General features: G+C 70.8%; 29 protein-coding genes and 1 pseudogene. 26 read left to right on the plus strand and 4 right to left on the minus strand.

Features of this window, described 5'->3' with window-relative positions:
- Positions 1–259: 259 nt before the first annotated feature.
- The 12 genes from FEF34_RS39055 to FEF34_RS39105 all read left to right on the plus strand — a co-directional run bounded on the left by FEF34_RS39055 (position 260) and on the right by FEF34_RS39105 (position 9,221).
- A complete protein-coding gene (locus FEF34_RS39055; protein ID WP_138058192.1) occupies positions 260–1,507 on the plus strand; it encodes a prealbumin-like fold domain-containing protein in 1,248 nt (415 codons plus the stop codon).
- A 129-nt stretch (positions 1,508–1,636) separates the two neighbouring features.
- Positions 1,637–2,464, plus strand: coding sequence for a sortase (locus tag FEF34_RS39060; RefSeq protein WP_138058193.1), 828 nt, complete (start codon positions 1,637–1,639; stop codon positions 2,462–2,464).
- Positions 2,464–2,862 (plus strand): hypothetical protein, encoded by a 399-nt coding sequence (locus FEF34_RS39065; protein ID WP_138058194.1) that lies wholly within the window; start codon positions 2,464–2,466, stop codon positions 2,860–2,862. The genes FEF34_RS39060 and FEF34_RS39065 overlap by 1 nt, the downstream gene beginning before the upstream one ends.
- 88 nt (positions 2,863–2,950) lie before the next feature.
- Positions 2,951–4,339, plus strand: a complete 1,389-nt coding sequence (locus FEF34_RS39070) for a helix-turn-helix domain-containing protein (RefSeq protein WP_138058195.1) — start codon at positions 2,951–2,953, stop codon at positions 4,337–4,339.
- On the plus strand, positions 4,336–5,187 hold the full coding sequence (locus FEF34_RS39075; RefSeq protein WP_171053377.1) for a DciA family protein: 852 nt from the start codon (positions 4,336–4,338) through the stop codon (positions 5,185–5,187). Before FEF34_RS39070 ends, FEF34_RS39075 begins: the two co-directional genes overlap by 4 nt.
- Positions 5,188–5,236: 49 nt before the next feature.
- A complete protein-coding gene (locus tag FEF34_RS41760) occupies positions 5,237–5,407 on the plus strand; it encodes a hypothetical protein (RefSeq protein ID WP_171053378.1) in 171 nt (56 codons plus the stop codon).
- On the plus strand, positions 5,404–5,814 hold the full coding sequence (locus FEF34_RS39080) for a WhiB family transcriptional regulator (RefSeq protein ID WP_138058197.1): 411 nt from the start codon (positions 5,404–5,406) through the stop codon (positions 5,812–5,814). The genes FEF34_RS41760 and FEF34_RS39080 overlap by 4 nt, the downstream gene beginning before the upstream one ends.
- Positions 5,811–6,002 carry a hypothetical protein gene (locus FEF34_RS39085; RefSeq protein ID WP_138058198.1) on the plus strand — a complete coding sequence of 64 codons (192 nt, stop codon included), beginning with the start codon at positions 5,811–5,813 and terminating at the stop codon, positions 6,000–6,002. The genes FEF34_RS39080 and FEF34_RS39085 overlap by 4 nt, the downstream gene beginning before the upstream one ends.
- Positions 6,003–6,106: 104 nt before the next feature.
- A complete protein-coding gene (locus tag FEF34_RS39090) occupies positions 6,107–6,640 on the plus strand; it encodes a GNAT family N-acetyltransferase (protein ID WP_171053379.1) in 534 nt (177 codons plus the stop codon).
- Positions 6,641–6,642: 2 nt separating this feature from the next.
- A complete protein-coding gene (locus FEF34_RS39095; protein WP_138058200.1) occupies positions 6,643–7,548 on the plus strand; it encodes an alpha/beta fold hydrolase in 906 nt (301 codons plus the stop codon).
- A 210-nt stretch (positions 7,549–7,758) separates the two neighbouring features.
- Positions 7,759–8,655, plus strand: coding sequence for a nucleotidyltransferase domain-containing protein (locus FEF34_RS39100; protein WP_138058201.1), 897 nt, complete (start codon positions 7,759–7,761; stop codon positions 8,653–8,655).
- Positions 8,656–8,888: 233 nt separating this feature from the next.
- Complete coding sequence (locus tag FEF34_RS39105) at positions 8,889–9,221, plus strand: hypothetical protein (RefSeq protein WP_138058202.1); 333 nt, start codon at positions 8,889–8,891, stop codon at positions 9,219–9,221.
- A gap of 106 nt (positions 9,222–9,327) precedes the next feature.
- Here FEF34_RS39105 and lexA read toward each other — a convergent pair whose 3' ends face one another.
- Positions 9,328–10,041 (minus strand): transcriptional repressor LexA, encoded by a 714-nt coding sequence (gene lexA / locus FEF34_RS39110; protein WP_138058203.1) that lies wholly within the window; start codon positions 10,039–10,041, stop codon positions 9,328–9,330.
- Between the two features lie 458 nt (positions 10,042–10,499).
- Between lexA and FEF34_RS39115 the strand changes: the two genes are divergently transcribed.
- The 5 genes from FEF34_RS39115 to FEF34_RS39135 all read left to right on the plus strand — a co-directional run bounded on the left by FEF34_RS39115 (position 10,500) and on the right by FEF34_RS39135 (position 14,909).
- The gene (locus FEF34_RS39115; protein ID WP_138058204.1) at positions 10,500–10,874 is read left to right on the plus strand and encodes an SH3 domain-containing protein; all 375 of its coding nucleotides are present in this window, start codon (positions 10,500–10,502) and stop codon (positions 10,872–10,874) included.
- Positions 10,875–11,119: 245 nt separating this feature from the next.
- Positions 11,120–12,370 (plus strand): MFS transporter, encoded by a 1,251-nt coding sequence (locus FEF34_RS39120; RefSeq protein ID WP_138058205.1) that lies wholly within the window; start codon positions 11,120–11,122, stop codon positions 12,368–12,370.
- Positions 12,342–13,688, plus strand: a complete 1,347-nt coding sequence (locus tag FEF34_RS39125; protein ID WP_199800775.1) for a PTS transporter subunit EIIC — start codon at positions 12,342–12,344, stop codon at positions 13,686–13,688. Before FEF34_RS39120 ends, FEF34_RS39125 begins: the two co-directional genes overlap by 29 nt.
- Positions 13,689–13,715: 27 nt before the next feature.
- Positions 13,716–14,087, plus strand: coding sequence for a hypothetical protein (locus FEF34_RS39130; RefSeq protein ID WP_138058206.1), 372 nt, complete (start codon positions 13,716–13,718; stop codon positions 14,085–14,087).
- A gap of 33 nt (positions 14,088–14,120) precedes the next feature.
- Positions 14,121–14,909: a glycosyltransferase family 2 protein gene (locus tag FEF34_RS39135; RefSeq protein WP_138058207.1), complete on the plus strand. Its 789-nt coding sequence runs from the start codon at positions 14,121–14,123 to the stop codon at positions 14,907–14,909.
- An 85-nt stretch (positions 14,910–14,994) separates the two neighbouring features.
- On the opposite strand, the gene FEF34_RS39140 is transcribed toward FEF34_RS39135, so the two are convergent.
- Positions 14,995–15,246, minus strand: a complete 252-nt coding sequence (locus FEF34_RS39140) for a P-loop NTPase family protein (protein ID WP_138058208.1) — start codon at positions 15,244–15,246, stop codon at positions 14,995–14,997.
- A 303-nt stretch (positions 15,247–15,549) separates the two neighbouring features.
- Entirely contained in the window at positions 15,550–15,981 is a 432-nt protein-coding gene (locus tag FEF34_RS39145; RefSeq protein ID WP_138058209.1) for a hypothetical protein, read from the minus strand.
- A gap of 400 nt (positions 15,982–16,381) precedes the next feature.
- Between FEF34_RS39145 and FEF34_RS39150 the strand changes: the two genes are divergently transcribed.
- The 8 genes and pseudogenes from FEF34_RS39150 to FEF34_RS41765 all read left to right on the plus strand — a co-directional run bounded on the left by FEF34_RS39150 (position 16,382) and on the right by FEF34_RS41765 (position 21,774).
- Positions 16,382–17,089 carry a hypothetical protein gene (locus FEF34_RS39150; RefSeq protein WP_138058210.1) on the plus strand — a complete coding sequence of 236 codons (708 nt, stop codon included), beginning with the start codon at positions 16,382–16,384 and terminating at the stop codon, positions 17,087–17,089.
- 177 nt (positions 17,090–17,266) lie between these two features.
- A complete protein-coding gene (locus tag FEF34_RS39155; protein ID WP_138058211.1) occupies positions 17,267–17,770 on the plus strand; it encodes a hypothetical protein in 504 nt (167 codons plus the stop codon).
- 71 nt (positions 17,771–17,841) lie between these two features.
- Positions 17,842–18,378: a hypothetical protein gene (locus FEF34_RS39160; RefSeq protein WP_138058212.1), complete on the plus strand. Its 537-nt coding sequence runs from the start codon at positions 17,842–17,844 to the stop codon at positions 18,376–18,378.
- Between the two features lie 232 nt (positions 18,379–18,610).
- On the plus strand, positions 18,611–19,099 hold the full coding sequence (locus tag FEF34_RS39165) for a hypothetical protein (RefSeq protein ID WP_138058213.1): 489 nt from the start codon (positions 18,611–18,613) through the stop codon (positions 19,097–19,099).
- Positions 19,096–19,986 carry a Mom family adenine methylcarbamoylation protein gene (locus FEF34_RS39170; protein WP_234043338.1) on the plus strand — a complete coding sequence of 297 codons (891 nt, stop codon included), beginning with the start codon at positions 19,096–19,098 and terminating at the stop codon, positions 19,984–19,986. The genes FEF34_RS39165 and FEF34_RS39170 overlap by 4 nt, the downstream gene beginning before the upstream one ends.
- Positions 19,987–20,042: 56 nt before the next feature.
- Positions 20,043–20,510, plus strand: a complete 468-nt coding sequence (locus tag FEF34_RS39175) for a hypothetical protein (RefSeq protein ID WP_138058214.1) — start codon at positions 20,043–20,045, stop codon at positions 20,508–20,510.
- A gap of 32 nt (positions 20,511–20,542) precedes the next feature.
- Positions 20,543–21,013: an NUDIX domain-containing protein gene (locus FEF34_RS39180; protein WP_171053380.1), complete on the plus strand. Its 471-nt coding sequence runs from the start codon at positions 20,543–20,545 to the stop codon at positions 21,011–21,013.
- Positions 21,014–21,017: 4 nt separating this feature from the next.
- Positions 21,018–21,774, plus strand: a pseudogene (locus FEF34_RS41765) (phosphotransferase family protein).
- Between the two features lie 273 nt (positions 21,775–22,047).
- Here the strand turns inward: FEF34_RS41765 and FEF34_RS39195 are convergent.
- Complete coding sequence (locus FEF34_RS39195; RefSeq protein ID WP_138058218.1) at positions 22,048–22,842, minus strand: hypothetical protein; 795 nt, start codon at positions 22,840–22,842, stop codon at positions 22,048–22,050.
- Between the two features lie 181 nt (positions 22,843–23,023).
- Here FEF34_RS39195 and FEF34_RS39200 point away from each other — a divergent pair, with 181 nt between their 5' ends.
- On the plus strand, positions 23,024–23,728 hold the full coding sequence (locus FEF34_RS39200) for a hypothetical protein (RefSeq protein ID WP_138058219.1): 705 nt from the start codon (positions 23,024–23,026) through the stop codon (positions 23,726–23,728).
- Positions 23,729–23,952: the final 224 nt, after the last annotated feature.

The raw sequence follows: 23,952 nt of genomic DNA on the forward strand, positions 1-23,952 counted from the left end.
CCTGCGACTTGGCGGTCTAGACCCTGGGTGGCGACGACAGAACCATAACGGCAACCGGCTTGATCGATCCACACATCTACCGTACGTTTCTGTATCGCACCTGATGGTGGGGCTCTGCATCGCGCGTCGATCTTATGCCCTGGTTAGTCCATCGCTGAACTACCCGCCTCGAACGGGCGGGTCCACCGGACCCGGTCATGCAACGGCCTAGGAACCTGAATGGCCGGGTCCGGTTGGTAGTCCCCGAACGGAGATCTGGATGAGTGTTGCATCAAAGCGCCCCTCCCCGCAGGACCCCAGCCGAATTCGGCGTCATGTCGTGTTTGGCACGGCGGTGGCGCTGGGTGCGGGCATCCTGCTGGCGCCGCAGGCCGTCGCGGCGGACAAGTGGGGCCCGGGATACCTGATTCCGGACAGCACCGGCAAGCCGGACACCTCCCACATCGGCGCGTACAACGTGCCCGGAGTCGACGGCGTCGCGTACTGCGCAGACCCGGAACTCGCCGGCCCCGACGCCGCCGACGGATACAGCTCCGCCCAGACCGTCACCTCCTGGACCTCCAAGGCCACCGGCAAGACCGCTTCGGCCGAAGACCTCGCCCGGGCCGCATACGTGCTCGGCAAGTACGGCCAGACGAAGAACGACGAGCAGGCCGCCGCCGTCGACGCCGTCGTCTACACCTACCTCGAGGCCGGCTCCACCTACGCACTGCCCAACGGCAAGCGGGCCCTGGAGCGTCTGGGCTACCCCAACGTCTCCCCGGACGCGAAGAAGTGGGCCACCGGCTACCTCAACGAGGCCGCCATGTTCGCCGGCCCCTACAAGATCAACATCAAGCCGGCCGACGAGCAGCTCAAGGCCGGGGCGAAGACCTCTGTCACCCTCGACGTCACCTCCGCCACCGGCCACAAGGTGCCCGGCGTCAAGCTCGACCTCGACGTCTCCGGCGCGGCCGCCGGCGCCGCGAGCGTCACGACCAACGCCGAGGGCGTCGCCACCGTGAGCCTGACGCCCGCCGAAGGCGGCACGGTCGACTTCAAGGCACTGGCCAAGACGCTTCCCGCCTCGCAGCTGCGCTCGTTCACCCCGACCAACGCCAAGGCCCAGCGCCTGGTCCTGGCAGGCGGCTCCTCGAGCGCCCAGGCCGAGATCCACCTCACCACCCACAGCCCCAAGGGCGGGCTGATCGTCACCAAGACCGCCGCCGACACGAAGAAGCCGCTCGCCGGCGTCGAGTTCGCGGTCAAGGACAGCGCCGGCAAGACCGTCTCCACCGGCACGACCGACACCAACGGGACGTGGAAGGTCGACGACCTCACCCCCGGCACCTACACGGTCCACGAGGTGAAGGCGGTCGAGGGCTACCAGCTCGCCGCCGACCAGCAGGTCACCGTCACCGACGGCGCCAAGGCCGACGTCGCGGTCAAGGACATCAAGATCCCCGAGCAGCCGAAGCCGAAGCCGCGCCCGGTCACCATCCCCGTCCTGCCGCAGACCGGCGCCTGACCGCCACTGCGCACGCGTTCACCGCGGGCCTGACCGTCGTCGTCGCCGGGGTGGTGACCCCAGCCCCCAGCCGATCACCACCCCGGCCGGCCGCCCGGACCGCGCCGCCCTCACTCGCAGGAATCACCGATGCCTCGCACCACCAGCAACTCCGAGTCCACCGACAACGCCTCCTCCCGCGAGTCCGCCCCCCGCTCCAACCGGCACCGCCTCACGCTCACCGCGGTGGCTGCCACGGGCATCACCTTCGCCGCCCTCCTGGCCCTGCAGGCCGGTCACGACTCCGGTGGCAGCTCGCCGGCAGCCGTGAAGTCCTCCGCCGCGCCGGCGCCCACCGTGCACACGCCGGACCCGCTGACCACCTCCTCCGCTCCCACCGGCGACGTCGCGAAGCCGGCCGACAACACCAGCACCTCCCGCGACGCAGCCACCCGGACCCTGTCCGACTGGAGCGCCGGCAACCCGGCCGCCAGCGGCAAGCACGCGGTGGGCAGCAAGCCCCGAAGCGGCCCGGGTGGCCCCATCGGCGAGGTCCTGCGCATCCCCGCCCTGGGCAAGGACTGGGCCCAGCCGGTCTACGACGGGGTCGGAGACAAGCAGCTGCGGGCCGGCGTCGGACACTTCCCGACCACCGAGGAGCCAGGCCAGATCGGCAACTTCGCGATCGCCGGCCACCGCTCCGGCGTCGCCGACCCCGCCTTCCGCGACATCGACCGCATCACCACCGGCGCCGAGATCCAGGTGACCACCGCGCACCGCATCACCTACACGTACACCGTCACCCGCGTGCACACCGTCGCCCCGACGGACGTGAACGTGATCGCCCAGGTACCCGGCCGGCCCGACGCCACCCCCACCAAGGCCAAGCTCACCCTCGTCACCTGCTGGCCGGCCAACGGCCACTCCAAGCGAGTTGTCGTGGAGGCCGACCTCGTCTCCGCCAAGGGGGGTGCCTGATGTCCGAGGAGCACGAACCGCAGGAAGAGACCGAGAAGGTCACGATCCTGCCAGCACGGCCCTGGCCGGTCTACAACGTCGACCGCGCCCGCGCCGAGCTCATCGCCATCGAGATGCTCACCCGCGGCGCCAGCTACCTCCGAGTCCGCCACGCCACAGGACTGTCCCCCAAGAACGTCCGCCGGCTGCAGACCCTGGTCGCCGAGGAAGCCAAGAACCCGGCCAACCCGCGCATCGTGTGCCGCACCCCCGCCCGCGTCCAGGCCATGCGCGCCCGCGCCCAGGCCCTGCCCGGCCAGCCCCGCCGACGCCCCACACCCTCGGCAGAACCTCCCCGGCCCAACCAACCGGACGAGACGTCCGAGCCCGTCCAGATGACGCTCGCGCTCGACTGCTGACACCCGGCGCCTTCCCCGGCGTCACCCCGTTCCTTCAGGCCCGCCCGCCACGGGCCTACTTCGCGCACCCACAAACCCAGGAACTCCTGTGCCCACGACCCTTGCACCCCCGCGGCCGACGCCCTCGGCGTCCGCCGCGGAGCATGCCGTCGCCGGCCACCGCGTGCCCTCCAACGGGCAGTGGATGTCCACGACGGCCGGCCGGATCGCGCCGAGCGGAGAGGCGTGGCTCGAAGCCGTGTACTGGTTCTACAAGTACGGGCCCTACTCCTCCACGAGCTCCCACGGCCCGAAGAAGTTCGGCGACACCACCCTGCGCATGGCGAGGAAGATCGCCCACCTCACCGAATGCCGTCCCAGCGTCGGCAAGCTCGTCGAGTGGCTGAACCTCTCCAAGCGCACGGTGCAGTACCACCTCGGCATCCTTCGCGAGAGCGGCCTGCTCACCTACCGCTCCAAGGGCACCCGCGTCTGCGGCGTCGGCAGCCGGGCAAGCGAGTTCGAACGCACCATCCCCCAGATCTTCGACGACGCCGCAGGACTGCGTACCGGCCCCTCCGACACCCTCATCCGCTCCGTGCGCGGCTTTGCCCCGGAGCGCATCCCGCTGCTCAAGGAGCTCCACACCGCCGCCCGCAAGCCCCGCAGGCAGAAGCGGACAAAGAGGGCCAACCGCCCTGCGCGGCGGACGCCTTCCGGTACCTCGTCTTGCACCCCAATGGTGGGTAGTACTTCTAGCTCTTCTACTGCAGGTGATCTCTCCTCTCCCTCTGAGAGCAAGCTCGCCAGCGGGAAGCGCAAGTCCCCCACCCCGAAGAAGCCCACCCCCAAGCTCAACAAGACCGGGCGCCGCTACCAGCTCGCCGCCCAGCTCATCCAGCAGATCGGCTGGCTCGGGCGCGCCGCCACCCCGCGGATCGCCTGGATCTGCCGGCACGTCGCCGACGCCGGCTGGAGCGCGGACGAGGTCATCGCGGTCGTCGGTCTCGAAGCCCCCGCTCGCCGGGTCCACCGCCCCTCCGGCTTCCTCGCCAGCCGCCTCAAGGGCGCCCACCTGCTCTACGACACCCCCGCCAAGCGGGCCGCCCTCGTCGACCACTGGCGCGACACCCGGCGTGCAGAACGCGACCGGCACGCGGAGTGGTGGGCCGACGACTGCCGCATGCCCGCCAGCCGCGCCGTCGCCCGCGAGGTGGAAGCCGCCTTCGCCCAGCTGCAGCAGCCGACCGACCCGGCGCCGGCCGAACGTGAACTCGACCTCGACGACGACGGCCTGGTCGACCTCAAGCAGCTGACCCGCGACGAAGTCATCGAGCTGCGGGCCGCCGCGCTCAAGGACCCCGCCCTCGTACGCGCCACCGTCAACACCTGCGGCGAAACCTACGCCCGCCGCCTGTACACGTCCGCCCTGGTCGACCAGGTCCAGCGCGTCGCTCGACTCGGACGCACCGTCGTCCACGGATGGAGGCCAGCGTGACCACCGACAAGCCCACCGGCGTCGACCTCGCCCGGGTCGCCCTGGCCGCCGCGAAAAAGGCCGCCAAGGAGCGCGGCGCCCACACTTCGGCCAAGCGGACCGTCAAGCGTCGCCCTGCCACACGCGGAGACGGCCGCGAGCCCATGGGTCTCGGCAGCGCCCTGGCCCAGCTCGTCACCGAACGCGGCTGGGAGGCCCCCGCGGCCGGCGGATCGGTCATCGACCGGTGGCACACCATCGTCACCCCCGACATCGCCGACAACCTGCGCGCCGTCGCCTACGACCCCCACACCGGCCGCCTCGACCTGCTCCCCGCCACCCAGGCCTGGGCGACCCAGGCCCGCCTGATCAGCGCCCAGCTCATCCGGCAGGCCAACTCCGCGGTCGGCACGACGACGGTCCGCCAGATTCGCGTACTTCCGGCCGGCTCACGCCGCACCCCCGCCGCAGAAGTACCCGCCGAGCCGGCAGCGCCCATCGCGCGCGGAGAGATCCGCACCCGGGAGACGGCCTCGGACGGCTACCGCCAAGCGCAGGCAGCGATCTCCCCCGTCCTGGCCGAACCGACCGGCGGACCTGTCCGCACCCGGGACGACGGCTGCGACGGCTACCAGCAGGCCCGGGCCCTGATCAGGACCCTGCCCGCCACACCCGCCGAGCCGACACCCGTCCGCACGCGGGACGACGGCTGCGACGGCTACCGCAAGGCGCTCGCGAACATCGGCGCCCCCGTCCCCGACCTCGAACAGCCCAAGGCGCAGGCCCACACCCGGAAGTCAGCCGGATACCAGCTCGCCCGCCGCGCGCACCTGGAGGGCAAGAGCCGCAGCCGAGCCCGCACCACGTGACCAGCCCTGCCACAAGCACCCGTACGACCGGACCGAAAGCAGCCCATCCATGAAGTCACCCCTCGCCGAGCAGCCCTCCGCGGACACGACCGACACGGACCTGCTCGCGCGACAGACCGCCTCGACCATCACCGACCCCCAGCTCGAAGCCCTCTACGCCCAGCGCGACGCACTGCTGAGGCTGCTGGCCGTCTCCCTCATCGCCGGAGCAGAGGCATGAACACCACGACCGACGCGCCGACTCCGCTTCCCTGCTCCGGAGCCGATCCCGACATCTTCCACAACGAAGCCCGAACCGCCCGGGCCAGGAAGCTGTGCGCGGCCTGCCCCCTCACCAACCCTTGCCGTGAACAGGCCCGGATCGACCGGGAGTGGGGCACCTGGGGCGGCGAGACCAGCTCCGAACGCGCAGCCGCGGGATACCCGCCGGCCGGCTGGCGCGGCCGCGGGCACAAGGTCCGCCTCAAGCCCTGCGGAACCCTCGCCGCCTACCGCCGTCACCTGCGGGCCAAGCAGAAACCCTGTCCGCCCTGCACGGCCGCCGAGTACCGCCGCCGCGCCGAACGCGACTCCCGACCCCGCAGGCACAGAACCACAGCCACGACCAGGACAAGGAGCGCGGCATGACCGGACCGAGCAGCACCCCGCGAGGCGACCACGTGGCAACCCCCGGAGCCCGCTGGGAGACCGTGCTGACCTCGGCGGAGACCATCGTCGCTGACGACACCTGGGACGACGACCTGCCAACCGCGAACCGGGCCGCCCGCCGAGCCGCAGCACGCCCGCGCCGCGGACAGCGCAAAGCCCGCAAGTGACCCGCCAGTAGCGGCCGGCGGGCTCTATCCACAGGCACCGGGCACCAACCTTTCCCTGCCTCCGCCCGCCCCGGGCGCGCCCTCAACAGACAAGGAGCAGCGGATTGTTCACCCCGGGAACCATCACGCCCGCCCCGCCGGAACACACCCCGCCCGCCCCCCATCCCTTCACCACCCGCCGGGCACGCCTGGAAGACCTGGACCGTGTCAACGCACTGCACCGCCGCTGCTCACTCGAATCCCGCTACGCCCGGTACGCCACCGCGCGCCGCGAGCTGAAGGCCACCGAGTTCGCCCGGCTCGTACACCCCGCGGCCGGCACCAGCTGGCTCACCACCCCGCAGGACGACCCCGACACCGCCGTCGCCGTCACACACCTGCTGAAAACAAGAACCGCCGGCACATTCGAACTCGCGATCCTGATCGGCGACCCCTGGCAAGGCCGCGGCCTGGGAAGCGAGCTCACCGCCCACGCCCTCGCCGCCGCCGCAGACGACCCTGACTGCCGCACCGTCACCGCACTGTTCGGCGCCGGAAACCGGCGAGCCCTCGCCATCCTGCGCCGCCGCCGCATCCCCGTCCCCGCCGCCCGCGCCGGCCTCATCGACGTCGTCCTTCCCCCGCCCGAGAGGAGCTGACCATGCCCCCGCTGCCCACACCCCACTCCACGCTCCAGCGGCCCGACGGCGCCCGACTCGCCCTCTACATCGACGGCCCCAGCGATCCCGACCTCGTGCTCATCCTGGCCCACGGATGGCAAGCCGCCGCCTCCGTGTGGAACGAACACGTCCGCCACCTCCCCCGCGCGCGCACCCGCATCGTCCGCTACGACCAGCGCGGGCACGGCAACTCCACCGCAGGCCGAGCCCGGCCCTCGATCCCGCTGCTCGCCGACGACCTCAAGGCCGTCATCACCGCCACCGCCCCCGGGCGCCTGCCCGTTCTGCTGACCGGGCACTCCATGGGCGGCATGGCCTGCCTCGCCTTCGCAGCCCAGCACCCCCACCTCATCGGGGACAAGGTCACCGCCGCCCTCCTCGCCGCCACCACGAGCGGAGGACTGGACCTCTGGGGCCCCCAGTACCCGCCACTGAAGCGCCTGATCGGACTCTCACGCCACGCGATGGCGGCCCTCTGCATCCGCGCCCCGCTCCCAGCTCACCGCATCCGCGAACTCGTCCGGCCCCGCCCGTACGCGCAGCCGCCGATCGAGGAGGCCGCACGCTGGTTCAAGGCCCTCATGCGGCACGATGTCGCCGAACAACTGGACGCCCTCGGTCGGATCCCGGTCCACATCCTCGTCGGCGAGAACGACCAGACCATCCCTCCGATCCACGCACTACGCCTTGCTGCTCAGATTCCCACCGCCCGGCTCCACGTCATCCCCGGCGGCGGACACCGACTGCCCACCCAGCACCCTGACGAGTTCCTCGCCGCCCTCGAACGAGCCTGCGCCGACGCGCTCCCGCCCGCCGGCCGGTGGAACCGTCCGCTCAGCCGCCGTGATCGAGGACGGACACGGCCGAAGGACCACAGCCCGCGATGACCAACACGACTTGGCACGGCCGGGCCGACGCCGGCTGAGGCGCTCCACGGTGTGGCGCGACCGGCAGACCCGTGCAGCGCACGAGACCTCGCTCCCAGCTCACCGCGTCAAACCAGCCGCGCCGCCCGGGACAAGGTGACTGCTCTCGTGCCCACGACGCGTCAGCGGCTCCTCTACCCTGGCGGCCGGAGCGAGGAGGAATGACCGGACATGAAGCGTGCGCGAGCGGTCGAGCTGGTCGAGGCGATGCTTCGTCGACTCGACGACGATCATGACTGGCCGCTGAGCCTGGTGCAGCAGGTCTGGCTCTTCGGGAGCTTCGCCCGAGGCGCCGTCGAGCCACACGACGTCGATATCGCCATCCGATTCGAGCGCGACGAGCGGATGACCGAGGTCGTCGTGCGAACCTTGGTAGCCGGCCGGGGAGATCCGCACGCGCCCCTCCGCCGCGCACTCGCAGGCACCTCCCGCGGGTTGCAGTTCCAGTTCGATGACTACACGCGTGAGCAACTCGAGGCCGAGGGCACAACGATGCTGCCGCTGTGGCAGAGGGGCGACACACTCGCCCAGGCCCTCGCCGTGCTGCACGGCATCCCCGAGGACCCGAACGCCGGCCGAGCCGAGCGCCACGACATGATCGACGCCTTCGAGGGCATCGACCGCTACGTCCCTCGCCCCGTACGCGCGCAGCTGATCTCGTGGCAGCAGCAGGGAGCCATCGTCATCTCCCGCATCGCGCTGCCCGACGCTCCGGGAGAAACCGACCTGCTGGCGACCCCCGGTATGAAGTGGGCCTTCCGCCGGTGGCAGGACGACAGCCCGCTGCGGCGTGCCGCCCTGGCGGGCTTGACCTATCTGCAGGAGCGCGGCGCCGAACTCGACGACATCGACCTGGCCGGCCAGCGGCTGCCCACTGCGCGACGCCGCGCCGGCCACCGCAGCGAACCACGCTGGTGGATCAGCTGGAAGTGGCAGGGCTACTCGGGCATCCCGTACTGCGTCACCAGCGGGGACGGCTGGCTGGAGGTAGTCCAGCCCACCCGAACCCGCCCGCTGACCGCCCTGCTCATCCAGCCCGGGCCGAAGGCCCGCGACTTCCGCGGCTGAGGAACAGGCCCGCCAACTGAAACCGAAGGCCTCTGCGTGGCGACGGTGGACAGGCCAGGTCCGGAGAGTGCCTCACCAAGTCGTGCGCCGGGCTGAGCGTTCTCGGCCACGCACGACCGGAACTGTCGCTCTCCGGAAACCTCCTCGGGTGAAAGGACGGAACGCACCGTCGTGCCCCCGCCGACAACGGCAGGATGGGAGACACCCGCACCTCAACGGATGGGAGCCAGCCGGTGCCGTGGGACGACCTCAAGCTGACGGACCAGAGCCGCCGACGCCGATCGGTGGCCGACGCCCTCCGCGACTACTACGGAGGTGAGGGTGCAACCGTGGTGGCCGTCGACGCGAGCCTGGCGAAAGGGCGCGCCTACCTGGCGGTCCAGGACAAGGACGGCACGGTCCGGCCGCTGTACCTGTGGCTCGCCCCCGCAGAGGAGTTCGGAGGCGACGGCTCCGACGACCCGGAGATGGGGCCGTACATGATGCAGAAGGTTATCCCCGTCGGGGAGTCTCCCCGGCGCTGGCCGCGAGCGGTAGCGCAGGCTCTGACGACCTGGGCGCCGTGATCGAGGGGTGTGCGGGAGTTCGCCCGCCGGGGCCCGCGGCCGTGGACTCCCACACGGCTACCGGTGTGGCGCCCCAGTGTCGCAGACGCCGTACCGGCCGCTCGGCTCAGAGGCTGCGCAGCACCGCGACGACCTTGCCGAGGATGGCGGCGCCGTTGCCGTTGATGGGCTCGTAGCTCTTGTTGTCCGCCACCAGCCACGTGTCGGCACCGTCGCGCTTGAGGCGCTTCACCGTAGCCTCGCCGTCGAGCATGGCGGCCACGATGGCCCCTTGCTCCGCAGTCTGTTGTGCCCGCACGACGACCAGATCACCGTCGAGGATGCTGCCGTCACCTGACATGGAGTCCCCGACCACGGTGAGGACGAAGAGGTCGCCGGATCCCACCAGCTGGCGCGGGAGTGTCAGCACGTCGTCGACGTGCTGCTCGGCGGTGATCGGGGTGCCGGCGGCGATTCGGCCCACGAGCGGGGCTTCGACGGCCGCAGCCGGGCTCTGGGCCCTCTGCGCCAGCCCTTCGACGGTCTCGTCGTTCGAGTCGGGCTCCGGCTTCCGGGCCAGGGCGTAGGACCGCGGCCGGTGCGGGTCTCGCCGGAGGCATCCCTTTTTCTCCAGGACGGTCAGCTGGTGAGCTACCGACGACGTACTCGAAAGGCCCACCGCCTGTCCTATCTCGCGCATCGACGGCGGATAGCCGCGCTGATTCACCGACTCGGTGATGAAGTCGAGCACCCTTCGTTGCCGCTCAGTGAGCCCATCTGCGCCGGTTCGGATACCGGGCGGACGCCCGGTCCGCCGGCCGGTACTGGTGATGCCCTGCATGCGGCCCCCTCGTTCGCGTTTTCCGAGCAAACCGTATCCCGGCACACCAGAAAAGCGAACTGGTAATCGAACCCGGCGGATGGCCTTGAGGGCTGGCGCAAGACCGGGAGCGGGGGACGTTCGGGCTGGTTGCCGTCACGGCGGCGTGACGGATCTCTGACCCAAGACGCCCCACCGCGCACGCCTCCCGTGAGGTCGGCAGGTGCTTCCCCAGCGTCATTTCCAGTCCCGTTCCTCCTGTCTGAGTTGCGGCAGATTGTCCAGCAGGCTCGCGGGACGCCCTCGCTTCTTCTTGTCGTCCTCGGGGTCTGAAATCGGCGGAACTTATCCACAGGCGCATTCTCTTAGCTTTTCAGGAGCTCGCTTTCCATGACGTTCGCCGGGCACAGAAATCCGCCCCGTTCCCGAAATTGGAAGGCGTGCGCCAGAAATGCTGTCCACGGCTCAGGAGACGACGAATGCAGACCAAACTCGCACGGCGCGCAGGTATCGCGCTTGCAGCTGTCGCCATGGGCGCCACCGCCACCCTGGCGTCCGCGCCGACCGCGCTCGCCAGTACCCCCGCGCAGGCCCCGACCGCTCTCGCCGCGAAGAACACCTGCCCCACCTGGACCGTGTACGGCAAGGGCGTCAACTTCCGCAGCGGGCCGTCCACCGGCTACCGCGCGATCGGCCAGCTGTACACCGGCGACTCCGGCACCAAGGTGGCCAGCAGCGGTTCCTGGATCAAGATCCGGCTCGACCACAGGTCCAAGACGGGCCTGAGGGCGGGCACGACCGGCTGGGTCTACAAGACCTACATCCACCAGTGCGTCTACATGCAGCTCAACTGACCTACCCCACACCGGCGTACGGCTCCGCTCCGTCGCGCCCGTGATCTCCCGGCCGGGCGCCCCCCTGCCCGGCCGGGCCCGGCCGAGGACCGCCCTTCACGTCCCGAAGCGGCGCCCAGGTCAGCCCCCTCCGAAGCTGACCCGTCCCGGCCCCAGGGGGTGCCGCCCCAGCGCCTGGCGGCACCCCCGCCCCCTCGCTTCTGCTCGGCGCCGCCCGACAGCGCCGCACCCCAGCTGGAGTCTGTGTGTCCACCACTGCCACGCCAGCCGCCGGACCGGACAAGGCCGGGACCAGAGCCACACGCCGATGGCCGACGGCGATCTGGACGCTCATGGTCGGCACCTTCCTCGTCCGAGGACTCGGGTTCACCTACCCCTTCCTCCCGTACCATCTCGACCACCTGAGCCTGACCACCCGCACCGTCAGCACCGTCCTCGCCGCATTCGGTGCCGGCTGGCTCCTGGGCTCCATCCTGTGGGGCTGGCTCGCCGACAAAATCGGCCACCGCACGACGCTCATCACGGCCATGCTGCTCGCCACGGTCGCACTTCCCTTGCTCGCACAGGCGAGCGCCGTCCCCGCGCTGACAGCCGCCGCCTTCACCACCGGCATCGTCTACGACGCCGTCCGCCCCGTGTTCACCGCCGCGATCGCCGACACCTTCCCCGACGACGCCACCCGCGCCTCCGCGAACGCATGGCGGAACTTCTCCGTCAACGTCGGCGCGGCCGTCGCAGGCACGGCCGGAGGCATGCTCGCCGCGCCTCTCGGCATCCCCAACCTGATCCGCGTCAACGCCGCCGCCTGCGCCCTGCTCGCCCTCCTCGTGTGGCACTGCCTACCCCACCAGGAACGTCAGCTCCACAGCACCCGCGAAGCCCGGAGTAACTGCCGCACCGCGCTGTCCGACCGCGGACTGTGGCTCCTCATCCTGGCCAGCCTGTGCGCCCTCACCTGCGTCGCCAGCCTGTTCTCCTCCATGCCGATGCTCATGGCCCGAGACGGCCTCACGGCAGCCGACTACGGCTGGACCCAGACCGCGAACGCCGCAGCGGTCCTGCTGCTCTCGCCGCTCCTCAACCGGTGGCTCAAGCGCCAGGCCGAGACCGGCACTCCGATGACCGGCCTCTTCGCGGCGAGCTCCGTCACCTTGGGCACGAGCATGGGCGCCGCCGGATTCGCCTCCACCACCCTCGGCTACTCCGCGGCCGCCGCCTTCGCCGTCCCCGGCGAGATCGTCGTGTTCGTCGCCGCCGCCGACCTCCTCAACCGCCTGTCACCGCCTACCGCCCGCGGACTGTACGCAGGCATATGGGGCACCACGCTGGCCGGCGCGGTCATCATCGCCCCCGCCCTGGCCGGGTGGGCGCTCACCCATGGCGGCGACCAACTGGCCGCCGCCACCACCTTCACCGTCGGACTGCTCGGCGCCGCCCTGTCCTGGCCCCTCGCCACCCTCGTACGCCGTGCCCACCCCACCCCCGCCACCCACTGACCGGAAGCCGCTCGTCATGCCCCGCGCCCTGCCCGCCGCCGCTCCACGAGGTCTTCGCCCACCGTCCCCGCCCAACGAGAACGAGTCACCGGCCGGCCACACCACCACCGCACGCCTACGCCGCATGGGACAGGGCATCGCGCTGCCGATCGCCGCGATGCCCGCCGCGGGCCTCCTTCTACGTCTGGGCCAAGACGACCTTCTGGGGCGCTACGAGCGTCTTCGTACGGCGGCGTCGATCATCTCGGGGGCGGGCGCCGCGGTGCTCGACTACCTGCCCGCCCTCTTCGCCGTCGGCATCGCCCTGGGCCTGAACCGTGCCAAGGACGCCGCCGGCCCCGTACTCGCGGCCCTGATCTCCTACCTCGTCCTGGCCAAGGTGGTCCTGGTCCTCAACCCGCTGCCCGCCGACCAACTCGACGCCCCACCGGCCCGATGGCCCTACGGAGCGCTCGCCGGCATCAGCGCCGCCCTACTGGCCCTGGCCATCTGGAAGCGCATCGACGCGAGCCGCCGCCGCATCCCCCCGTTCGTCACCTACGCGATTGTCGCGGTCGCCGCCACTCTCGCCGGATCCCTGCTCGGACTCGCCTACCCCGCCGTCGAGCGAGCGCTCACCGCCTCCGCGACCGCCGTCTCGGACCACGCCGTCATCGGCGGCGGCGTCTTCGGCTTCCTCAACCGCCTCCTGGGCCCCATCGGCCTGCACCAACCACTCAACGCCGTCGTCTGGTACCTGACCGGCGACTGCGGCAACGGAGTGAAAGGCGACGTGCCCTGCTTCATCCAGGAACACTCACCGACCGCGGGCGTGTTCATGGGCGGCTTCTTCCCCGTCTACATGGCCGGCCTTCCGGCCGCCGCCCTGGCGATGTGGCGCAGCGCGCTCCCCGAGCACCGCCGCCGCGTCGGCGCCCTCCTGCTGCCCGCCGCCGCCCTCTGCTCTCTCACCGGCGTCACCGAGCCCATCGAGCTGACCTTCGCCTTCGCGGCCTTCCCGCTCTACCTCGTGCATGCCGTCCTGACCGGCCTCAGCCTCGCCCTGGTCAACCTGCTGGACATCCACGCCGGCTTCGTCTTCTCAGCCGGAGCGATCGACTACGTCCTCAACTTCTCGATCTCCCAGCGACCGCTCCTCCTGCTCCCCCTCGCCCTCGTCTACGGGGCCCTCTACTACGGCATCTTCCGATTCGCGATCACCCGCTTCAACCTCCCCACTCCCGGACGCACACCCACGCCACCAAGCGACAAGCCACCGGCGCAGAACCCCTGCGAAACCACCGCCGAGCCGCCGAACTCCGCTCCAACCCGCACCTGACCGCAACCACCGCCGAAGGAGCACCGAATGACCTTGACCTACTCAGGGGTGCAGGCCGCCCACCACGGCATCGGCAGCATCTACCCGATCATCGTTCTCGACCCCGTCCACCGATGGCGCCGCCCCAGCCACCCAGGCCTGCCTGAACAGCAGCCCGACCACGACCACGGAATGCTCGTACTGCGCTGGACAGGGACGCCGGACGAAGAAGCCCAGGCACCCGCCCTCCTCGAAGCCGCCGCCGCCCGCGCACCCGCCGCCCCGCCCAGGCACGCCGAACTCGCCGCGTTCCAGGCGTCACTTCCGCCCGGCCTGTACCTGACGGACATTCCCGCCCCCCACGTCATCGGCCCCTGGTCGCAACGACCGGGAGCCGCCCTGCCCCACCAAGCCGCGTAACCGCACAGCCCGCACAACCCGGAAGGCCTCTCTGTGTTCCGCCCCGCAGCCCCCCAGGTAGCCGTCATCACCCCGACCTGCCTGGACCCCGAGCGCCGCGCCTACCTCCTCGACCTCCACCAGAGCCTCGACGCCCAGACCGTCCCCTTCGAATGGCTCATCGCGCCCAACGGCCCCGCCGACCCCGACACGATTCCCGACCCGATCAAGCAGGACCCGCGCGTCACCATCTGCCCGCGCCCCAAGCCCGGCGCGGCCCCGGCCCGCAACATCGCCATGAACCAGATCAGCGCACCCTTCACCTGCTTCGTCGACGACGACGACCTCCTGCCACCCGACTCCCTCGAAGTCCGCTACCAGCACGCGGTCGCCGAGGACCTGGGCTGGGTGGCGGGATGGTCCGCCGACCTGCTGAGCGACGGGACCCTGCACACCTGGGTATGCCCGACCCCGGTCGGCCGCCACGAGGCAGGCGACGTCTGGACGTACTGGCCCTCCCCAGCCAAGAAGCCCCCGCTCGGCCACACCATGCTGCTCACCCGCACCGAGATCGCGCGCGCCAGCGGCGGGCACGGGGGGCTATGGAAGGGCGAGGACTACGTCTACGTCATGTCGGTAACCGGCCGCAGCGCCGGTGAACTGCTGCCGGTGGTGACTTACCACTACCGCGACCACGAGCACCAGATGACCGAAGCCGACACCTACCTGGACGACGATGAAAGGGGTGCCCGGATCTTCGCCTGGTTCCAGGGACGTGACGAGCGGGAACTGCGCCGGCGGGAAAGCGGCACGGACACGGCACTGCTGCCCAAGGCCAGCTGAACGGGGCTCCGCGGATCTGAGAAACAGCACAAGGCCCCCGCGCCGTCCGGCCGCGGGGGCCACTCGTCCATCGTGCGCCGGGCCCCTACTGCTCCGCACAGCGGGGGCTGGTGGCGGTGTCCTGCGGATCGAGGTCCGTCACGAGCACGCGGGTGACTTGGGTGACGAACTGAAGCGCCAGTAGCCGGGAGAACGAACTGGGAGATCCGGGCTCGTCCCGCTTCGGCTGACCGCCCTTGGTCATCGCGAAGACGAGAGGCAGATGCCGGCGGACATGGGCCGCGGGCGCGGCGCCCCGGACGGGATCCGGGGTGCGTGCTGTGCGCTCTTCGGACATGCGCAGTCTCCAGCTCTCGAACGGGAATCGGTCTGTGCAGATGCCGACCACTGTCGCACATACAGGGCAGCGCCGACCGCAGTTCGGTCCGACCGGACGGCACCGGCCGGAGCGGCTACCACCGCCCCGGCCGGTGCCCGCGGTGCAGCGCCCCACGAACCGTGACTCCGAACCGGGTGCGTAGGCGGCGCAGTTCCCACGCCGACAGCAGGGTGACGGACAGCGGCGGTCCGAACAGGAATAGGCACTGGACCGTCTGCGGCGCAGCGACGGGCGACCCACCGGCGAGCTGGAACCCGAACATCACCCAGACCAGCAGCGGAGAGAGGAGCGGGGGAGGACCTCGTGTACGTCGCCGGTGCGGAAGACGTAGTGGACGCACAGGAACGCCGACGCGAGGCCGAAGGGCACGGCGAAGAGCACCGCGGCCAGGGCCACGAGCAGGAAGATGAACCGGAAGGGGCCCAACTGCGAGGCTAGGCGGGCCCCGCCGCTGTTCTGCAGCAGGAGGAAGAGGACGAGCACGGTCACGAACAGGGCGCCGAAGCCCGTCACCGGCCCCGATAGCCGGCGCACGTACACGGCTCTGCCCGGCGGGCGCGCTGCGGCCACGGAGGCCATGAGCGCCAGCGGGCCGGCCGCGATGAGTACGCCGATGCTGATGAGGGTCTCGGCTAGCCTTCCCGGGCGAACGAGGACACCGACTGCTGCAGCGGGTACGCGTAGATCGTCCATGCCGTCGCCGCGACCCCGATGCCGGTCCGCATCATCTGGGCGGCCTCGATGGCCCCGTCGGTCAGCCAGCCGGGCCGGGCGGAAGACGCGGGACGCGAGGGCGAAGGGCAGCATCAGCAGCCGGGGGCGCCGTCCGTCGGATGGGTGTGACGTCGTGTAGGCCATGGGGAATCCCGTGGGGTTCAGGCCGGTACGGAGCCGGCAAGCAAGTGGAGCTGATTGCGAGGGGATCGAACCGATGCCGGAGCAGTCGGGTTCGGGGCCTGCCAGCAGCCCGCGGCCCGAGGGAGTCTCGCCACAACCAGATTGACGCAATTAAGTTGACGCACGCTGGCGTCAAAGTGTAGATTAAAAGGGTCGCGCGAGGGTCGTGCCCTCGCTCCCCGAACCCGGGAGTTCCATGCTTCACCTGCCTCTCGCCCAGGATCTCGACAAGGAGATCTACAGCCCGCACGAGTTCCACAACCGGGTACGCAAGGCACTGCTCATCACCGCGGAACTGCGGACCAGCCACTTCGCCGGTGTCATCACGCCACGCGAGCTCTCCGCCCTCACACAGGACCACATGGCGCTCGCGGCGCGCCAGATCAACGAGAACCCTCCGAGCGTCCGGCCCAGCGGCAGCCCGACCGCCGACCTGATCACCGCATTTCTGGACGTCATCCGGACGGCCCAGCCCTCCGTCGGCCGCAGCCGCAGTGCCCACCAGCCGCGATGGGTCGCGGAGTTCACCACGGACCTCCACCAGGCGATCCCGATCGCCTTCGACGCCTTCTGGAACAAGTTCAACGGCCGCCCGACGACCGACCTCATCGACGGTCTCAGCGTCCGCCAGATGACTTCCGCGGCACGCCGCATCAGGCCCGACGGACGCATGCCCACCCAGGTGAGCACCCGCGCAGAACTCCTCGTGCGGCACCTGCTGCGCGTCATCCACGACGCACAGCCCGACGCCCCCGAGTCCATGCCTGCGCCCGTCACTGCGGCTCAGCTCGGCCAGCCCCGGCAGGGCGACGTGACCAGCCTCCCGGAGGCTGTGGCGGCCGCGATCGCGGCGGCATCGGAGTCGAAGACCCCGACGATCGTCGTTCTCAGCTTCCCCCAGTAGGCGGCCGCGCCGCCCAGCTCCAACGGGATACCCACACCGGGGGTGCGTACAGCACCCCCGGTGCCCGGGAGCGCTGCCCGAAACCGGGTCGAGCCACAGCCCCTACCGCCGCGCGACGACATCTCCGGGCGGCGGTGCGCCAGCCCCCGCGCCCGGCGGCACCGCACCACGGACAACGTGCCCCCCGACCAGTCACTCGGGATGACCGCGCACGGCCCCGCCCAGGCCACCGAGGCGCACCGCCGCAGCACAACCGAAGGGACACCCGTGAGCACCACCGGCGCCGAAGCCGCCATCCGCACCGCCCTGCACGAGGCGCTGACTTCGTACTTCGCCACCGGGAACACCGCTGACGATCACGCCCTTGCCGTGTACTCGTGCTCGCTCGCCGCCCATGTGGTGCTTCGGCACGATCCTCACGCCGTGGCCCTCATCATCGGGGAAGGCGACTCCCCGAACTGGCGGAGCGCCCGCAGCGTCGTCGGCGCCAACGGCACCGTACGCCCCTTGACCGACGACGAGGACGACGACCTGGACGAGGACGACGCCGTCCTCAACCTGGTCGACGGCAACGCCGCGGCGTGGCGCCCGCTCTGCAGCCGGTTCGACAGCAGGAACGGCGAGTACCACCTGGACCTCGTCAAGGCCCGCGACGCCGGAACCGCCCAGCTCACGACCTAGACCGCCCCCGCGCCCGGCCTCCGCTGCCGCGCCCCCCTATGGCCCCTCGTTCTGCTCGAAGGAGCTCCGCTTTGCAGGCCAACCTGGAAACCAACGTCGCCGCACTGAACGCCGGCGACCACGTCCACGCCCACGGTACGGACAGCCGGGGTGTCGACACCGCGCGCGCCGGATACCTCCTTGCCGCACCCCGCCCCGAGACCGGACAGCGCCACAGTGGCCGTGAGGAGGGCTGGCTCGTCTACATCGGCAAGCGCGATGACGCCCCTGCCCTGTCCAACCGGCTGATGCTCTACCCGGACACGGGGCGCATCGCCCACACCCCTGAGCAGGATCTCAACCTGTGGCGCGCCACCACGCTGCGGGAGACCGGCGCGAGCGCGCGTACCAAGAACCTGCGGATCCGCTTCGGCGGCCCGGCTACGCGCAGCGCCGTCGAGCCGACACAGGACACCACCGTGTGCGTCACCTACAACACCGAAGGCTGGTACAGCCTGGACGCCACGGACGAGAGCGGCACGCAGGTCTACGAATGCCGCCTTAGCGCGAAGATCTGGTGGGCACCGCTGCCAGACGCTCCGGCGGGCCTGTTTCCCGACGCCCAGTGACCGGCGCAGGTCCGCCCCCCTCGGGCCTAGCCCGCACCAGGCCAACCAGTGGACGAACGCGACGGCAACCGACGCCGCCTGAGCAACACCAGGCCCGGCCACACGCCTTCCGCATATCCAGCCGACCTCGGGAGTCCCGATCACTCACCGCACCACCCTCGTCGACCGCGACGCCCGCTACCTCCAGGCGGCCCGGCGCGGTGCCCTGAGCGCCGTCACCGAGTACGGCGCCGTGCGCTACCTCGTCGACCGCTCCGGCGACATCCCCTCCTACCTCGGCGCGCCGCCGCCGGAACTGTTCACCGCGGAACTCCTCCGGTACCGCAGCGACGGCGTCAGCCTGGAACTCACCTCCGCCGGCAGTGACGCACTCGACTCGTACCTGGAGCACAAGTCCGCCCTGGACGCCCTCTCCTACACGCTGACCCGCAACCCGCTGCGCGAGGAGCTGCACCGCGCTGACGAGCCCATCCGGATCCTGCGGGAGAACGCCACCGGGCGGGAGATCGTCCCCGGTGCCACGCTGACGGGCCCGTCCGGTCACCCAGTCACCTACCTCGGCCCCACGATGTCCAGCGACGACCGCGGCGCCACCTGGAGGCCGACCTTCACGGCCCGCGTCAGCTACCCAGACCACGGAACCTGGCTCTACCCGCCCGCCGTGCTCGGCGCGGCCTACGACACGGAGCCGGTCGCTCCCGACGCCCAGGAGCTGCGATGACCGGCCGCTTCCTCGACGGGCCGCCTGCCGAGGACCTGCCCGAGGTCCCGACCGCGTCGGACTGGTGCCGCCGCTGGACGAACCGCAAACCGTCATGGAGGCACCGGAGCGACGGAGGCTTCGACGCCCGCACCTTCGAGGTCCACCCGCTGCCGGAGAGGCTGGCCAAGGACTTTGTCCTCGCGCACCACTACTCCGCCTCCTACCCGTCCGCTACCAGGAGGTTCGGCCTCTACCGGGTGGACGCGGGCGAGCCCCAGCTCTCCGGCGTGGCCGTCTTCGGCACCCCGGCCGGCGCGAGCGTCCTCACCCGGGCACTGCCCGAACTTCGCCCGAACGTCGAGGCGTTGGTGTGCTCCCGGTTCGTGCTGACCGACGCCTGCCCCGGCAATTCCGAGTCCTGGTTCCTGGCGAGATGCTTCTCCGAGCTGCGCGCGACCGGCGTGAAGGGAGTCGTCTCCTTCGCCGACCCCGTTCCCCGGCGCAGCACGGACGGCACCCTCACCGCAATAGGACATATGGGGCGAATCTATCAAGCTACGAACGCCGTCTACACGGGCCGCGGGGCGGCACGCACGCTCGTCCTGCTGCCCGACGGCACCATCCTCCACGACCGGGCCGCCCAGAAGATCCGCAAACAGGAACAAGGTCACCGGTACTGCGAGGAGAAGCTAATCCGGTTCGGTGCCACCGTCCCACGCGCCGGAGTGAACCCCGCCGAGTGGCTGCGGGACGCACTGGCCGACATCGGAGCCCGCAGGATCAGGCATCGCGGCCCGCATCGGTACGTATTTCGCCTTCCGGGTAATCGTCGCGAGCGCGAAGGCATCCGCCTGGGCCACCCGCCCCTGACCGCCTACCCCAAGGCCCCGGACCCGGCCGACTGAACACCGTCTCTCCCTCCTTGGCGCCGACTTCGCGCCGGCCGCGGCCCTGGTCCTGGATGAGCCCTACACCGACACCCGCGGCCCGACCCGACCACCACGCCCGAGCCGGCGCCCATCTGCCCAGCGGCCTCTCCCGCCCGGCCAGGACCGTCCTGATGCTGCGGGAGTGGGCGGACGAAGCCGCCTGGCTCCTCGGCGCCCCGCTGCTGGCCGCCGCCGTGGTCAGCGCCTGGTGGGCCGGACCCTGGTGGGCCGGACCCTGGTGGGCCGGGCTCGCCGTAGTCGGTGTCCTGCTGCACGGACCCGTCACGACCGCTCGGCTGCTCGTCCTGGCACCGGCCCTGTACCACCGCTTCACCCCGCCCGCCACAACCGGGCAACTCCCGCGCACTGCCGCAGCTCGGCCGATCGTGCTCGTCGCGGCCAGCCCTCTGCAGCCCTTCGTCCGGCTGGCCGGGCCCTGGCGGCTGATCTGGGCCAAGGCAACCGGACACCGCCTCGGCTTCGGTAAGACTGAACGCTGAACACCCAACGCCCGATCACCTGGGAGCTTCCTGTGGTTGAACCCGTTACCGCTACCGTCCGCAACGCGGCCAAGGCCGTCGTCCTCCACAACGGTCGTGTCCTGCTTCAGCGCGCCCACTGGGAGGGCCAGGACTGCTACTTTCTGCCCGGCGGAGGTCAGATTCCCGGAGAGGCCCTCGGTTCCGCGGTTCGCCGCGAGGTCCTCGAGGAGACTGGCCTGGACGTTACACCCGAGCGTCTGCTGTGGCTGCGCGAGTACATCGGCGCCAACCACGGCGGCGCGCCGGAAGACCACCGGGTCGAAGCGATCTTCCTGTGCCGGCCCGAGGGTGATCCGGACAAGCTCGGTGGCCATGCCGAAGACGACGTGCAGACCGGTCTGGAATGGGTTGAGCTGGAGAAGGTGCCCGGCCTCAACCTGCTGCCCCACGGTCTGCGCAACCTGATCGCCGACCTCGCGCTTGGCGAGTCCCCGACCCGCTACCTCGGCGACATCGCCTGACGCCGTGGGGAGGATCGACGGCCGCGTCCCCGACGGCGCCACCGAAATCACCACCGGTCAGGCCAACCGCGTCTGGTACATCGGCGGACGCGAGCCGTACGTCCTCAAGCACTACAGAGACCCGGCCCGCGCCGCCAACGAAGCCGCCGCACTCACTCTCCTCACCCACCACCGCGCTCCCGGCCCCCGACTGCTCGACGCACTCGGAGGGGCAGCCGGCCTGGACCGCGCAGAGCGCCGTCCAGGCCGAGCCCGTACCCGCCGAACGGTTTCTCGATGACCTCGCTGGCCCGCTCGCCGCAGTCCACGCCATCGCCGGAACTCACTTCGGGCGTCTCGCCGGAGCCACCCGGCACCCCACCTGGCGCGCCTACCTCCACGACCGCCTGCACCTCTACACGGCCACAGCACCCGAACTTGCTACGGCCGCAGCGGCTCTCCGCCGAGACCTCGACCGAGTGAACCTCGACACCGAGCCACGGCTGCTCCACCACGACCTCCAGCCCGGACACCTCGTCCGCACCACAGACGGTCTCCGGTTCTTGCTGGACTGGGAACTTGCCGCCTTCGGCGACCCCATCTCCGACCGCGCCCGCCTTGCCGCACGCCTCCGCCTGCCGGACCCGAGCCCCGTGCTCGCCCACGGGGCCGATTCAGCCACCCACCAGCGCCTGGACCTGTACTGGCGCCTCCACCTCCTCGCCGACGCGGCACTGGCCACAGACCCCGCAGTCCGTGCGCACGCCGTGTCCCTGCGATGACCGTCCTCGACAGGGAGTTGATCTAGGTGCTACCCAGCCAGCAGATGCACAGCCTCGGCCTCGCTGAATACGGCGCCTCCATCCTGAGTGAGGCTGCCCGTGCCTTCTCGTTCCCTGACGATCGGCAGACCGCGGACACCGTCATCGCTCAGCTTCTTGACGCTATGGAGCGCATCCGCCGCGCGCACGACTTCTCCGGCAAGGGCCTGGGCATGGCCGCCCCACACTGCGCAGGAGCAGGGCCCGCAGGGCCGGAACCGCGGCACCGAGTGGTCACCGGCCGGTAGCCGGCCCGCAGCTCCGGTGCAGGGCTCCGCGAATTGTGATGCCGAACCGGGTTCGGAGTCGGCGGAGCTCCCATAGGGACAGCAGGGTGACGGACAGCGGGGGACCGACCAGGAAGAGGAGCTGTACCTGCTCGGGTGCGGCTACCGGGGGTCCGTCGGCCAGCTGGAAGCCGAACATCACCCAGACCAGCAAGGGGGAGAGCAGCGGCGGGAGGATCTCGTGGACGTCGCCGGTGCGGAAGACGTAGTGCACACACAGCACCGCGGAGGCGAGCCCGAAGGGCACGGCGAAGAGTACCGCAGCCAGCGCCACGAGCAAGAACACGATCTGGAAGGGCCCGAACTGCGGGGCCAAGCGGGCCCCGCCACTGTTCTGCAGGAGAAGGAACAGGACGAGCACGGACGCGAACAGTGCGCCGAAGCCGACCAGCGGCCCCGACAGTCGGCGGACGTACACCGCGCGTCCGGGTGCCCGGGCGGCGGCGACGAAGAGAGCGAGGGCCATGGGGCCGGCGACGACGAGCACGCCTGTGCTGATGAGGATCTCGGTGAGCTCGTCCTTCGCGAACGAGGGCAGCGACTCCTGCATCGGGTACGCGTAGAGCACCCACGCGGTTGCTCCGAGGCCGATGCCGGTCCGGGCTATCTGCAAGCCCTCGATCGTTCTGTCGGCGATCCGGCCGGGGCGGGACGGGCGGAAGACCCGGGCGGCCAGGGCGAAGGGCAGCATGAGGCAGCCGGGGCGTGTGCGTGTGGACGTGGGGTGCGTCGTGTACTGCATGGGTGGATACCCCCGTGGGCTAACGCCGGCTGGCGAGCCGGCGGATGAGTGGGCGGCGAGCCGACAGGGGAGCGAAGCACGAACCCGTCGTCTCTTTTAACTTGATTAAAGAGGTCATCTTATCGTAAGATAGAAGGGTCACGCGAGGGGTGTTCCCTCGCCCCCCGAACCCGGGAGTTCCATGCTTCAGCTGCCCCTCGCCCAGGAGATCGACAAGGAGATCTACAGCCCGCACGAGTTCCACAACCGGGTGCGCAAGGCCCTGCTCACTGCCGTGGAACTCAGGAAGAGCCACTTCGGCGGCGTGATCACCGCGCGCGAGGTCAACACCCTCACCCACGAGCACATGGCGCTCGCGGCACGCCGGATCAACGAGCGGCCTCCGACCGTCAAGTCCAACGCCAGCCCGACCGCTCAGCTGATCACCGACTTCCTGCACGCCTTCCGTACGGCGCAGCCCTCCGGCCGGAGCCGCAGCGTCCACCAGCCGCCGTGGCTCGCCGGGTTCTCCGAGGACCTTCAGCAGGCGATTCCCATCGCCTTCGACGCGTTCTGGAACGAGTTCGACGGCCTGCCGACCACCGAGCTCATCGACGCACTCGACGCTCGGCAGATGACGGCCATCGCGCGCCGTGTCAGGCCCGGAGGCCGGATGGCCACCAGGGTGAGCACCCGGGCCGAGTTCCTCGTACGTCACCTCCTGTGCGTCATCCGTGACGCCCAGCCCGAGGCCACCGCCGTGACTTCGCCTTCCGCCGTCCCGGCTCAGAGCGTTCAGCCGAAGCCGACCGATGCCGCCACCCTGACCGAGGCGGTCACCGCGGCGATCTCCGCAGCGGCGCAGTCGAAGACCCCGACGATCGTGGTCCTCAACTTCCCGCAGTGACCACTCCGGAGGCTGCGCAGACCGCTCCTGCGCAGCCTCCGCCCCGCCCCCGCCGCGGGCCGCACCCCAGGAGCCACGATCCGCACCATCGCTCGCAACCACACCCGAGTCCTTGCCGATCTGCGCCAGGAACTGACCCTCTGCACCCGCCACAACGGCGCCCAGGACACCACTGGAACGCCCGCGGAAGGATACGAGGCATGGGCGGCGTACGACACGAACCG

The sequence above is a fragment of the Streptomyces marianii genome, assembly GCF_005795905.1.
GTDB lineage: Bacteria > Actinomycetota > Actinomycetes > Streptomycetales > Streptomycetaceae > Streptomyces > Streptomyces marianii.